Below are 12,185 nucleotides of genomic sequence, written 5' to 3'. Positions count from 1 at the left end.
CGAGCTAGTCACCGGTGAGCCGGTAGCCGGCACCGCGGACGGTCTCGATGGCGTCCGCCCCGAGCTTCGTGCGCAGCCGGCGCACGTAGACCTCGACGATGTTCGGGTCGCCGTCGAAGTTCACGTCCCACACGTGGCCGACGATCTCCAGCTTGCCCACCACCTCGCCCGCGCGCCGCATCAGGAACTCCAGCAGCGCGTGCTCCCGCGCGGTCAGCTCCACTTCGGACTCGCCACGCCACACCCGGTGGACGGCCGGGTCGAGCCGCAGCTTCCCCGCCGTCAGCACCGCCGGACGCGGCCGGGCGCCCCGGCGCAGCAGCGCCCGCAGCCGGGCGAGCAGCACGGCGTAGGAGAACGGTTTCGTGAGGTAGTCGTCGGCACCGGAGTCCAGGCCGTCGACCTCGTCCCATTCACCATCCTTCGCGGTGAGCATGAGGATCGGTGTCCAGACCCCTTCCGCCCGCAGCTTCGCGCAGAGCGTGTAGCCGCTCATCCCGGGCAGCATGATGTCCAGCACGAGCACGTCGTACGGGTTCTCCCGGACGAGCCACAGCCCCTCCCCGCCGTCACCTGCCACGTCGACGGCGAAGCCCTCGGCCTCGAGCCCGTCGCGCAGCGCGGCGGCGAACCGCTTCTCGTCCTCGACCACGAGCACCCGCACGCCAACTCCTCGTCGCCGGCCGAGCGTGCCCGACCGCGGCTGACACCACGCTGAACGTACCCCCGGGGTGCGCAGCCGCAGACCTCATCGAGCGGGTGGCGCCGGCAGCTCGCGTCACGGCGACCCGTGTCAGGACGACTTTCCGTATGTGACTGACTCTCCCGGCACACGTGCTCGCCGGCCACGCGGCGGCATCGAGCACGTGGTCGTGCTGATGCTGGAGAACCGGTCGTTCGACCACCTGCTCGGCTACCTCGACCACCCCGACCCCCGCTATCCCAGCCTGAACCGGAGCAAACCGTCCTGCCCGGTCCGGCCGGACGAACCGCACGGACCGGTCGTGCACACCACGCCGGACGCGCACCCCAGGCTGGGCGTCGATCCCGATCACTCGCCGGAGGCGGTCCGCGAGCAGGTCTTCGGCAGTACCGAGCCCGGCACCGGCGCCCGGCCGACCATGCGGGGGTTCGTCCGCTCCTACGCGCGCAAGATCAGTGGCGACTCGCCGAAGAAGGCGCCGCCGGTGCTCGCGTTCCTGGGCAAGGCGTGGCGGTGGGTCAAGGCCCGCTGGCAGCGGGTGTTCGGCCCACCGGCCGTCCGGCCCGTGGGTGCGGACATCATGCGGTGCTTCGCACCGGCCGACGCGCCCGTGCTGGCCGCCCTGGCCAAGCACTACGCGGTGCTGACCCGCTGGTATGCGTCCGTGCCGGGTGAGACCTGGCCGAACCGCAACTTCGCGCACGCGGCGACCTCCCACGGCACGACCAGCATCGAGCTGAGGTTCTACGACGACCCCACGATCTTCGAGCGGCTCGGCGACGACGGATGGCGCGTCTACCACCAGGGCGTCCCCCAGGTTTGGGCGTTCCCCGCGACCTGGATCACCCCGCGCAGGCGCGACAACTTCCGCGACACCGGCCGGCTGTTCGACGACATCGCGAACGGCGACCTGCCGAGGTACACGTTCATCGAACCGGACCACGGCTTCGGGCCCGGCGAGGGCAACAGCCAGCACCCCGGCAACAACACCACGAGCGGCGAGAGCTTCCACGCCGGTGAGACCCTGATCGCCCGCATCTACACCGCGCTGGCCGCGAACGCGGACCTCTTCGCCCGCACCTTGTTGCTCGTGACCTACGACGAGCACGGCGGGTTCTTCGACCACGAAGCACCCGTCGCGATGACTCCGCCGGACAGCCTGGCGGCGCCGGACGGGTTCGACTTCCGCCAGAGCGGCGTGCGCGTCCCCGCGGTCGCGATCTCGCCGCTCATCCCGAAGGGCTGGCTCGACACGCGCATCTTCGACCACGCCTCGATCCCACGAACGCTGCGTGCCCAGTTCGGGCCGGCCACGAGCTGGCTCTCGCACCGAGACCAGGACGCCGTCGACATCCTCGCCGACCTACCCCTGCTCGACAAGCCACGCACCGACCCGCTCACGTTCGACACGACGGTCCCAGCCGGTCTCGAAGCAGTGGTCCCCGCTGCCGCCATCGCGGCCGACGGCGTCAAGCAGCTCAACGATCTCCAGGCGAGCCTGGTGAACCTGGCCGGTGCTGTCCACAATGTACTAGGCGCCGGCGGGCCGGAACTGTTCGCCGCCGCGGAGCCGGCTGGCGTCGGACCGCCGCCATACGAACCCACGGCCAGCCTGGCCAGGGCCGCACGAGAACGCCAGCTGGAAGCCGGCTCAAAGGCAAGCCAGGACCTCGCCGAGGTGCTCGCGCGGTTCAGTCCCTGAGTACGTTGGCCGAAGCCTCCGAGTGCCGGTTGTCGCGCTTCGCGCTGAACGACCGGGCGCTGGTCTGCCCCGCCGAACGAGCGCACATGGTCGCCGGCGACTGCCGGCGGCCAGAACCATGGGGCGAAGGTTGGCGCGGGCAGGTCAGGCGTGCAGGCGAGCCCACGAGGCGACCGGGACACGGAGCAGGTCGGCGCCGCCGGGAGCCATGATCAGCGCGACGAGCGCGGCCGGGATTCGCTCGAGCGGAAGTACGAAGTCGACACAACCGGTGGCCATGGCGCTGGCGGGCATCCCGGCGGCACGAGCCGTGCTGGGGTCCTGGACGAGCACTCGTCCGCCGTGCCGCTTCACCGCGCGGACACCCTGGGCGCCGTCATCGAGCATGCCGGTCAGCACCACGGCGATGGCGCCCGCGCCCAGGGTGACGGCGACGCTGGTGAGGAGGTCGTCGCCGACACGGAGCGGGTCCCCTTCGGTGAGCATCATGGTGCGGTCCGGTCGGACCGTGGCGCGGTACCCGGTCGGCACCACCACGACCCCGGGAGCGCCCAGCGGTGCGCCCGCACTCGCCGTCCGGACGGGCAAAGCGGTCACGTTGGCCAGCAGGCGGGACAACCGATCCCGGTTGCCGTCCGGACGGCCGTGCTGAACCACGACGACCGGTGTCGGGAAGGTCGCCGGCAGCGCCGCCAGGATCGAGGAGATCGCGTGCAGCCCACCCAGTGATGCCACCAGCGCCACCGCCTCGAAACGGGGCCGTGTCAGGTTCTGGACCGTGTCCGACACACCACGACGATACATCGCTATGCCCGCTACCGGACACAACGTGCGTAGGTGGCGCGGCGCCGGGTACCCGCGCGGTAGCCGACCGCAGGAGATGATGTCGTGGACGCCGAGGACAAGTCGCAGAACGCGATTCTCGCGCAGCTCTCCGACGACGAGTACACCCAGCTGCGGCCGAGCCTGCGGACCATCGAGGTGCGCACCCGCCAGCAGGTCTACGAGTACCGCGAGCCGGTGGACGCGGTGTACTTTCCGCTGACCGCGGTGTTCTCCATGGTGGCCATGGTGACCAGCGGCGAACGCAGCCAGGTCGAAGTCGGCACCATCGGGTTCGAGGGCATGGTCGGGCTGCCGCTGTTCCTGGGCTCCACCTCGAGCCCGACGGCCACGTTCTGTCAGGTACCGGGCCGGGCCGTACGCCTCGCGGCGGAGGATTTCCACGAGTTCCTCACCCAGGACGGGCAGCTGCACGGCCTGCTGCACCGCTACGTCCAGACGATCATGGTGCAGATGTCACAGAGCGTGGCGTGCAACGTCGCCCACCTCACCGAGCAACGCGCCGCCCGCTGGATCCTGACCACCGGCGACCGCACACGCAGCGAGCGGTTCCCGCTCACCCAAGAGTTCCTCGCCCAGATGCTCGGCGTGCGCCGCGCCACCGTCTCGGAGATCGCCGGCAAGCTCCAAACCGACGGGCTCATCACCTACACGCGCGGCAACCTCACGATCGTCGACCGGCCGAGCCTCACCGATGTCGCCTGCGAGTGCTACAAGATCATCAAGGCCGAGTTCGACGACTTTCGCGGCGCCGGCACCTGAACAAACCCCGGTTTCGTCGCCGTCGAGCGGGTGCCGGTATTCCAGACCCCCCGTGCGCACTGGAATACCGGCACCGCCGCGTGTTGCGGTCCAAACCTAGCCCGACTCCCCGCGATCGGTCTTGAACGAATTTCACCTCGGTTGCGCCGCCGGACCTCGACGGCGCCGGCTTCAGCCGGCCCGCAGCTGGACGAGTGCGTGTGTCCCGTCGGTGCGCCACGGTTCGCCGGTCGCGTCGAGGCGGGCGAGCGTGCCGGCCTCGACGCCCACCACGACGTCGGACTTGAGCGTGCGCAGCGCCGCCACCGGCCCCGGGAAGTAACGCGTCACCTCGTCGAACGACGTGGTCGCCGGCCACGAGCGGTCGCCGACGAGGCGGCGGTAGTTGAGGTCACCCTTCATGATCGTCAGCGAGGCGGCGGCGAACTCGGCCGCCAGGTCCGCCGGCATGCGGTCGTAGGACCAGGGCGCGCACGAGAACCCGTGCGCGCGGACCGTCAGCACACCGTCCACAGTGGCCTGCCAGAGCCGGCGGCCGATCCGCGTGGCGTGGCCGGGAGAGGCGACCAGGCGGCGCAGTGCGGCGAGCAGGTCGGCCGCCGTCGCGTCGGAGACGTAGTACGGATACGGCTTGACGTGCACGGTGACCGCGCTCGCGCGGCCCGTTTCGAGCAGGTGCCCGGCGAGGACCAGGTCCGGCACCAGCTCGCGCGCCGCGTTGTCGGCCACGATGCACACGGTGCCGGGCGCGGTGTCCGCGAGGAAGCCCCACAACCGCTCGCTCTGGTCGGCCACGAGGGCCGTCGCCGGGCCGCCTTGCCCGCGCCGCGCCGAGATCTGAAAGCCCAGGTCCGCCCGGTTACCCCAAAGCGACGCGGTCAGCAACGCCGCGTCCTGGCCGGCGGGCGGCAGCGCGTCGAGGTCGTCCAGCGCGGCGAGGTCGGCGGCCAGCTCCGGTGAGCGCAGCTCCGCGGATTTGAACGGCTCGAACGGATCGACGCCGTGCCACGCCCCCGGCGCGAAGTAGCCGACCGCCTCGAGGAGCTTGCGGTAGAAGAAGCTCTCCGCCCACAGGAACGGCACGTCGTACCACCGCTCGCCGAGGTAGCCGCGCCCGCGGTCCGCCCACACGTCGTGGTCGTGGGCATCGGCGGGGAGCGGGCGGATGACGCCGGTGATCTCGTCGGCGAGGTCGTCGAGTGCCCGGTGCCGGTCGGGCGGGTACGGCAGGCCGCCACGCACCTTCTGGATGAGCGCCGGGTGGCGGTCGTGCAACACGCTCCATGGGAACGAGCCGGGCGTGTTGCTCAGGATCGGCGGCGCGTCCGGCATGGTCACCGAGTCTCACACACCGCGCGATCAGCTCGCCGAGGGACCCGGCGGGGGGACGGTGCGCTCGCCGGTCGAGTCGCGTTCGCTGAAGACCTGCTCGAACAGGCCGTCGTGCAGCAGGCGGTACGGCTCGAGCATCTGCACGGCGTCGGCCATCTGCGCGGCAGCGCGTTGGACCAGCAGCTGCGCCTCGTTGCGCTCGCTCGTGATCGCCGCCAGCAGCAGCGCGGTGAGCGTGGCGGAGCCGTTGAACAGTTGCAGGGTGATCATCGTCGGCAGCAGGTCGAGCCCGGCGAACGGGCCGCGCCCGGCCGCGGCCGCCAGTACGACCGTGACGGACACGGCCAGGTTGCACGGCACGGCGCCGGCCTGCTGGAACCTGACCGCCGCCCAGATGAGCAGCGGGAAGATCAGGAACAGCAGGTTCGGGGACGACCACGTCACGGCGAGGGTGACGCCCGTGACGCCGGCGAGGAGTGCCGCGGCCTCGAGCCACCGGGCGAGCGGCACGCGCCACCGCCACCGCCGCGTGGCGGCGACGAGCACGACGGGCGCGACGACGAGCACGCCCATGGCGTCTCCGGTCCACCACACCGACCAGGTGGACCAGAAGTCTTCGGCGCGTACCGCGTCGAACAGCACGAGGGTCGCGGTGCCCGCCGTCGCGCTGATCAACATGCCCGCGAAGGCCGCGAGAAAGATCAGGGCGAGGACATCCTTGAGCCGCTTGAGATCGGCACGGAACCCGACGTGGGCGAGCAGCAGGCACGCGAGGACCGGCGCGAGCGTGTTCCCCGCGGTGATCATCAGGACGCCGGGAAGGGACGGCCCCATCGCCACGTTGGCCAGGAACGCGCCGATCGCGATTCCGGGCCAGCAGCCGACACCGCGCAGCACGAGGCACGCGAGGGCGATACCGGTCGGCGGCCACAGCGGGGTGACCTGTTCCCGGACGACGGCAAGCCGCAGCCCGACCTTGGCGACGAGGTAGTAGACGACGGCCACGATCACGATCTGCACAACGGCGACGAGCACGCGACGGGCCTGCTGGGGCGGAGCCGGCACAGGCACGGGGCAAGTGTGCGCGGCGCAACGCACGGCAGCAACGCAAGCCACCCATTCGTGACGCCACGTCACGAATGGCACCCGCCAAGCGACCGCCGGCGGTCACCGGCGACCGGCTGTGGACCGGTCGCCGGCACCGGTCACGTCAGATCGACGCCCCGACGGTCCCGCCGAGATGCCGGGCGAAGAACCGGACCGCGCTGTCGACCTCGAACCTGGGCACCTCCTTGTGCGCGCCCGAGTTGGCGTGCAGCGACTTCTCCTTCGAGGAGAACGCGTCGAACAGCGCGAGACCGGACTCGCGCGGGATGTTCTCGTCGTCCCACTGGAGCACGAACTCGATCGGCACGGTGATCCGTCTCGCCGTCTCGGCCAGGGACTCGTCGTACCAGAAGATGCCGAGGACGGCGGCGGTGATCCTGGGTTCGACCGCCGTCAACGGCACGCCGATCGCGGTGCCCATGTTCAGTCCGAAGTAGCCGACCGGGCCGGCGCCGATCTCCGGCAGTTCCTGGAGGGCGTCGAGGGTCGCCTGCCATTCCGGCACCGCGCGCTCGGCGATGTCGGCGTTGTACGGGACGACGATCGAGCCGACCGGCTCGCCCGCCGTCATCGCCTGCTGCATCGCGGCGATCTCCCGCTCGTCGGTCGCCGTGCGTGGCCGGCCACCGTGGCCGGGCGCGTCGATGGCGGCGACGCTGAAACCGCAGTCGGTCACCAGGCGGTGTGCCCGGCCGGTCATCCCCGGTGCCTTGCTGGTTCGCCCGCCGCCGTGCCCCAGCAGCACCAGGGGCGCGCGATCGGGTCCGGACGCGGGCGACCAGAGCACGCCGGGGATCTCGCCCACGAGGAAGTCGCGCTCGACGACGCCGTTCGACGAAGTCTGCGCGGTGAAACGCAGAGTATGCATGGGTCTTGCCTTTCGGGAGTGCCTTGTCGAGGCGCTCCCGGCGACCCCTACGTCAGTCGCCCGACCGTGACGACGAGGGGAGCACCCACATCGTTACAGCGTTCATGGGTCTCACCTCCTCGGGCGGTGTCACGGCGCTCGAACGCTATCAGCCGGACGCCGTCCGGCCGACTCCTTTTCCTATCGCAGGACGAATCCGGGGAACAGCTCGTCGGCGGGGTCCACGACGAACTGGTGCTCGCCGGTCTTGTGGGCGGTTCCGGTGACGATCGGGATCACCGCCGGCCGCCCGCCGACGGTCACGTGCCGCCCCACCCGCGCGCGAAAGCGAGTGCCCACAATGGAGTCGTGGACCAGGTGCCGGTCGTCGGGGAGGCGGCCGGTCGCGCTCAGCACGGCCACCCGGGACGCCGTGCCGGACCCGCACGGCGAGCGGTCCACCTGGCCGTCCGCGAAGATCGCGACGTTGCGCTGGTGCGGGTTGCCGTCCGGGTCCGTGCCCAGGTCGTCGTAGAGGATCGTGCCGTAGACGCCGCTCAGCCGGTCGTCGCCGGCAAGCCGGGCGTGTGCGCTGCCGTCGAGCGTCCATTTGATTTCCCGGCCGACGGCGATCAGCTGGTCGATGTTGCCGGGCGCCACGGTCAGGCCCAACGCCTTCGCCGCCACGTGGGCGTAGGTGGCGCCGCCGTAGGCGATGTCGGCCAGGACCTCGCCGCGGGTGGTCGGCACGGTGACCCGTTCGGCGACCGGCCAGCTCGCCACGTTGACGAAGTCCACAGCAGACACTCGGTCTCCGGCGGTGTGCACGCGTGCCGTCACCCGGCCGGACGGCACGTCGATCGTGACCTCGGTGACCCCGGACGGGTCGGCCGCGACCAGGCCCGATTCGACCGCCCACACACCGAGCGCCATCGTGCCGTGCCCGCACGCGGTCGAGAACCCGTCCTTGTGCCAGAACAGCACCCCCAGTGCCGCGCCGTCGTCGTCCGGTGGCGTCAGGAACCCGCCGTACATGTCGGCGTGCCCGCGCGGCTCGAAACACAGCATCCGGCGCAACCCGTCCACGGCCGGGTCGGCGGTGGCGAACATCCGGCGCTCGGCCACCGTCGCGCCGAGGATCGGGACCGGCGGCTCGACGACGATGCGGAAGGGTTCGCCGCCGGTGTGGTAGTCGATCGTGCGGACATCGGACTGGACCATGCGACCGCCCATCTGCTCGTGCCGGCCACCAACGTAGCCCGCCGATCAGCCCGCCATGCGGTCGAACGTGCCGGTCACAGCGCCGACCGCTGGATTTCTGTGTACACAGTGGACTGGCGCCGCCCGGCCGGGGCTGGGCAGGTCCGGCGCCGCGACGTCGCTGCGGCCGGCACCGGTCAACCGCTACCCGGTCGGCGGGCCCGCATCACCTCGCGGTGGATGGCCCACGCGTCCGCCACGGGGCCGACGTGGCCGAGCTTGTCGGGGTTGACCACCGTTCGGATCGTCTGGATCCGGCCGTCGAGCACGTCGAGGACGAGCGTGCCGGCCACCTTGCCGTCCCGGTCGCGGAGGATCGCGCCGGGCTGGCCGTTCAGCTCGTGCGGCTCCATCCTGGCGTCGATGCGGGCGAGCACCGGGAAGTTCGTGGCGAGTACGCGGGCCACCTTCTCGGCACCGAATACGCTGTTCGCCAGCGCGGGAGCCTTGCCGCCGCCGTCCCCGACCAGCTGGACGTCGGCGGCGAGCAGCTCACGTAGCCCGCCGATGTCGCCCTCCAGCAGCGCATCGAAGAACCGGGCCGCCAGCTCGTCGCGTTCCCGGCGGTCCGCCTCGAAACGCGGGCGCCCGTCGTCCATGTGGCGGCGCGCCCGGACCGCGAGCTGGCGGCACGCCGCCTCCGACCGCCCGACGGCCGACGCGATCTCCGCGAAGCCGAACCCGAACACCTCCCGTAGGACGAAGACCGCCCGTTCGAGCGGGCTGAGCCGCTCGAGCAGCAACAGCGCCGCCATCGACACCGAGTCCGCCAGCTCCGCCGACCGCTCCGGATCCTCGTAGGGGTCGGCCAGCAGCGGCTCGGGGAACCACGGCCCGACGTAGGTCTCCCGCCGGACGCGTGCCGAGCGCAGCACGTCGATCGAGATCCGGGTGACGACGGCGGAGAGGAAGGCCTTGGTCGACCTCGGCCGCGTCGGCGTCGATTCGTAGCGCAGCCACGTCTCCTGGACCGCGTCCTCCGCCTCGGCCACGCTGCCCAGGATCCGGTAGGCGATCGCGAGCAGCAGCGGCCGCAGCTCCTCGAACTCCTCGGCGCGAGTCATGCCGGTCCAGCTCCGGACAACTCGTCCTTGAAGCCCTGCCGCCACGACGGGTAGCGCAACTCCCAGCCGAGCTCCCGCTTGGCCTTGGCGTTGGCGAAGCCACGCCCCTCGGTCATCATGCCCACCGCCATCTCGCCGGCCATCAGCCGGGCCAGCCATGCGGGGATCCGCCGCGGCGGCTTTGCTCCGGCGCACTCCGCGAGGTAGGGCAGCCACTCGCGAACGGGAGCCGGCTCGTCGTCGACGATGTTGAACACGCCCGTAGCCTTCTGCTCCACCGCCAGCACGGTGGCGCTCGCCGCGTCGTCGACGTGGATCCACGACATGTAGCCGGTGCCATCCCCGACGAGCGGGAACATGCGCTTGCGCACGAGCTGGATCTGGTCGTCGTTCGCGCCCGGCCCGTAGAACCCGCCGTAGCGCAGCACCGCTCCCCCGGCCTTGACGACGACATCCTCGAGGTGGGCGACCGCCTTCGTCCCCTCCATCACCTCCAGCGGGTCCTCCTCGGTCTTGACCCAACCGCCGACGCGGACCCCGTTCATGCTGGCGTGGCCCTGCGTGACGACGTGCGAGACGCCGGTCGCCTCGGCCGCGGCCAGCAGGTGGTCGATCCCCTCGCTGCGGAGCCGGTTGGTGCCGGCGAAGAAGCGGGCGGCATTCCTCAGGTTGGGCTTGCCGGCGTGCGCCTGCGACAGCGCCGTCATCTGGTTGACGACGGTGTCCGGCCGAGCCGCGGCCACGGCCTCGCCCACGGACGCGGCGTCCAGCCCGTCCATCACGACGCCTTCGGCGCCCAGCTTCTCCAGTAACCCCAGCTTGCCCCCGCTCGTCGTCGTCGCCGTCACCTGATGGCCCCGGGCCACCAGCTGCGGCACCAGCCGCCGCCCCAGGACGCCGGACCCACCTGCCACGAACACCCGCATGACTCCCACACTCCCCGTCCGTACTCGCTGTCGCCACCGAGACGAGGCAGGCCCGCCCGCCTGTGACATGGCTCAGGCGCAGCAGCCCGCGCCGTCGCCGCCGTAGGTCGCCGAGTCCGCCTTGACCGTGTAGACCTCCCACGGTTCCTTGCCCGGGCCGTGGACCCAGACCTTGTCCTGCACCGCGTAGCAGCAGGTGGTGTCGTTCTCGGCCTGCGTGCGCAGGCCCTCGCCGGAAAGCCGCCGGGTGGTCTGGTCGACCTCTTCGGTGGACGCCACCTCCACGCCGAGATGGTCCATGACCGTCTCCTGGCCCGGCTCGCCTTCGAGCAGGACGAGCTTGAGCGCCGGCTCCGCGATCGCGAAGTTGGCGTAGCCGGGGCGGAGCTTGGCCGGCTCGGTACCGAACAGCTTGGTGTAGAAGTCGATCGACCCCTCGAGGTCGCCGACACGCAGCGCGAGCTGGACACGGGACATGTCATTCTCCCTGAATAGATGCTCGTCGAATCAGTACTGCTTAGGTTGCTCTCTAATTAGATAGCTGTCAACATAGAGAGGTGCCGAAGGAACTGCCGCTGGTCGCGACCGACGCCTGCTGCGCGCCGCTCACCCGGGATCCGCTGACCGCGGACCAGGCCGTCGAGCTGTCGCGCCTGTTCAAGGCGATGGCCGACCCGGTCCGGCTGCGGCTGCTGTCGTTGATCGCGTCCCACGCGGGCGGCGAGGCGTGCGTGTGCGACCTGACCGACGCGTTCGACCTGACCGCGCCGACGATCTCCCACCACCTCAAGGTGCTGCGGGAGTCCGGCCTGATCACCGGGGAGCGGCGCGGCACGTGGGTCTACTACCGAGTCCACCCGGAGGTGCTCGCGCGACTGTCCGCGGTCCTGATCGCCGACGCGGGCGTTCCCGCGTGAGCGCCGGCTCGAACGCCGTGCCCGAGGTGCTGTTCGTCTGCGTGCACAACGCGGGCCGCTCGCAGATGGCGGCCGCGTTGCTCGACCATCACGCGGCCGGTCGCGTCACGGTCCGCTCCGCCGGGTCGGCACCGGCGAACACGATCAACCCGGCCGTCGTCACGGCTATGGCGGAGATCGGCCTCGATCTGTCCCACGAGTTCCCGAAGCCGCTCACCACGGACGCGGTCGAGGCCGCCGACGTCGTGATCACGATGGGCTGCGGCGACGCGTGCCCGGTCTTCCCCGGCAAGCGCTACCTCGACTGGGAGCTCGACGACCCGGCCGGCAAGCCGGTCGAGGAGGTCCGTCCGATCCGCGACGAGATCGACCGACGCGTCCGCGCGCTGCTCGGCGAGCTGGTGCCCGCCTGACCTTCCGCGGCACGCCTTTCATCGTCTATCGTCGATTGACGATGAAAGGAGCATCGATGCTCGACCGCGACACCGCCACCACCTACGCCGGCTGGTTCCGCGCGCTCGCGGACCCGACGCGGGTGCAGATCCTCAACCTGCTCGCCACCACCGGCCGGCCGATGACCGTGGGTGAGGTGGTCGGCCGGGTCGCGGTCGGCCAGTCCACCGTGTCCGCGCACCTGAAGATCCTCACCGAAGCCCGGTTCGTGCTCGCCGAGCCACGCGGCACGACACGCCGGTACCGGGTCAACGAGCGCTGCCTGACGT

At 71.1% G+C, this 12,185-nt stretch carries 14 protein-coding genes; 5 read left to right on the top strand and 9 right to left on the bottom strand.

Annotation, left to right across the window (positions count from 1 at the left end):
* Positions 1–4: 4 nt before the first annotated feature.
* Positions 5–664, bottom strand: a complete 660-nt coding sequence (locus VH969_RS20545) for a response regulator transcription factor (RefSeq protein WP_331976615.1) — start codon at positions 662–664, stop codon at positions 5–7.
* Between the two features lie 148 nt (positions 665–812).
* Here VH969_RS20545 and VH969_RS20540 point away from each other — a divergent pair, with 148 nt between their 5' ends.
* Positions 813–2,405, top strand: a complete 1,593-nt coding sequence (locus VH969_RS20540) for an alkaline phosphatase family protein (RefSeq protein ID WP_331976613.1) — start codon at positions 813–815, stop codon at positions 2,403–2,405.
* Positions 2,406–2,549: 144 nt separating this feature from the next.
* Here the strand turns inward: VH969_RS20540 and VH969_RS20535 are convergent, their stop codons facing one another.
* Positions 2,550–3,194, bottom strand: a complete 645-nt coding sequence (locus VH969_RS20535; RefSeq protein WP_331976611.1) for a chemotaxis protein CheB — start codon at positions 3,192–3,194, stop codon at positions 2,550–2,552.
* A gap of 99 nt (positions 3,195–3,293) precedes the next feature.
* Here VH969_RS20535 and VH969_RS20530 point away from each other — a divergent pair, with 99 nt between their 5' ends.
* Positions 3,294–4,010, top strand: coding sequence for a Crp/Fnr family transcriptional regulator (locus VH969_RS20530; RefSeq protein ID WP_331976609.1), 717 nt, complete (start codon positions 3,294–3,296; stop codon positions 4,008–4,010).
* A gap of 171 nt (positions 4,011–4,181) precedes the next feature.
* On the opposite strand, the gene VH969_RS20525 is transcribed toward VH969_RS20530, so the two are convergent.
* The 7 genes from VH969_RS20525 to VH969_RS20495 form a co-directional block, all read right to left on the bottom strand.
* Positions 4,182–5,342: a damage-control phosphatase ARMT1 family protein gene (locus VH969_RS20525; RefSeq protein ID WP_331976642.1), complete on the bottom strand. Its 1,161-nt coding sequence runs from the start codon at positions 5,340–5,342 to the stop codon at positions 4,182–4,184.
* A 27-nt stretch (positions 5,343–5,369) separates the two neighbouring features.
* On the bottom strand, positions 5,370–6,413 hold the full coding sequence (locus VH969_RS20520) for an MASE1 domain-containing protein (RefSeq protein WP_331976607.1): 1,044 nt from the start codon (positions 6,411–6,413) through the stop codon (positions 5,370–5,372).
* Between the two features lie 139 nt (positions 6,414–6,552).
* Entirely contained in the window at positions 6,553–7,317 is a 765-nt protein-coding gene (locus tag VH969_RS20515; RefSeq protein WP_331976605.1) for an alpha/beta hydrolase family protein, read from the bottom strand.
* 180 nt (positions 7,318–7,497) lie between these two features.
* Positions 7,498–8,517, bottom strand: coding sequence for a proline racemase family protein (locus VH969_RS20510; protein ID WP_331976603.1), 1,020 nt, complete (start codon positions 8,515–8,517; stop codon positions 7,498–7,500).
* Positions 8,518–8,693: 176 nt separating this feature from the next.
* Positions 8,694–9,620, bottom strand: coding sequence for an RNA polymerase sigma-70 factor (locus tag VH969_RS20505; RefSeq protein ID WP_331976601.1), 927 nt, complete (start codon positions 9,618–9,620; stop codon positions 8,694–8,696).
* Positions 9,617–10,546: an NAD-dependent epimerase/dehydratase family protein gene (locus VH969_RS20500; protein ID WP_331976599.1), complete on the bottom strand. Its 930-nt coding sequence runs from the start codon at positions 10,544–10,546 to the stop codon at positions 9,617–9,619. The genes VH969_RS20505 and VH969_RS20500 overlap by 4 nt, the downstream gene beginning before the upstream one ends.
* Positions 10,547–10,618: 72 nt before the next feature.
* Entirely contained in the window at positions 10,619–11,023 is a 405-nt protein-coding gene (locus VH969_RS20495; protein ID WP_331976597.1) for an ArsI/CadI family heavy metal resistance metalloenzyme, read from the bottom strand.
* Positions 11,024–11,103: 80 nt separating this feature from the next.
* Between VH969_RS20495 and VH969_RS20490 the strand changes: the two genes are divergently transcribed.
* The 3 genes from VH969_RS20490 to VH969_RS20480 form a co-directional block, all read left to right on the top strand.
* The gene (locus tag VH969_RS20490; protein ID WP_331976595.1) at positions 11,104–11,463 is read left to right on the top strand and encodes a metalloregulator ArsR/SmtB family transcription factor; all 360 of its coding nucleotides are present in this window, start codon (positions 11,104–11,106) and stop codon (positions 11,461–11,463) included.
* Positions 11,460–11,876: an arsenate reductase ArsC gene (locus VH969_RS20485; protein ID WP_331976593.1), complete on the top strand. Its 417-nt coding sequence runs from the start codon at positions 11,460–11,462 to the stop codon at positions 11,874–11,876. The genes VH969_RS20490 and VH969_RS20485 overlap by 4 nt, the downstream gene beginning before the upstream one ends.
* A gap of 56 nt (positions 11,877–11,932) precedes the next feature.
* Positions 11,933–12,185: ArsR/SmtB family transcription factor (locus VH969_RS20480; RefSeq protein WP_331976591.1), on the top strand; the 253-nt coding region annotated here is incomplete at its 3' end.

It is taken from the genome of Actinophytocola sp. (assembly GCF_036555685.1).
Taxonomy (GTDB): Bacteria; Actinomycetota; Actinomycetes; order Mycobacteriales; family Pseudonocardiaceae; genus Actinophytocola.
The sequence above is the reverse complement of the archived record's forward strand: the minus strand, read 5'-3'. Positions and strand labels throughout refer to the sequence as shown.

Bases quoted from the DNA above. Each gene is read 5' to 3' on its own strand.
- VH969_RS20525 (WP_331976642.1), bottom strand. From the start codon at position 5,342: ATGCCGGACGCGCCGCCGATCCTGAGCAACACGCCCGGCTCGTTCCCA.
- VH969_RS20515 (WP_331976605.1), bottom strand. From the start codon at position 7,317: ATGCATACTCTGCGTTTCACCGCGCAGACTTCGTCGAACGGCGTCGTC.
- VH969_RS20510 (WP_331976603.1), bottom strand. From the start codon at position 8,517: ATGGTCCAGTCCGATGTCCGCACGATCGACTACCACACCGGCGGCGAA.
- VH969_RS20505 (WP_331976601.1), bottom strand. From the start codon at position 9,620: ATGACTCGCGCCGAGGAGTTCGAGGAGCTGCGGCCGCTGCTGCTCGCG.
- VH969_RS20500 (WP_331976599.1), bottom strand. From the start codon at position 10,546: ATGCGGGTGTTCGTGGCAGGTGGGTCCGGCGTCCTGGGGCGGCGGCTG.
- VH969_RS20495 (WP_331976597.1), bottom strand. From the start codon at position 11,023: ATGTCCCGTGTCCAGCTCGCGCTGCGTGTCGGCGACCTCGAGGGGTCG.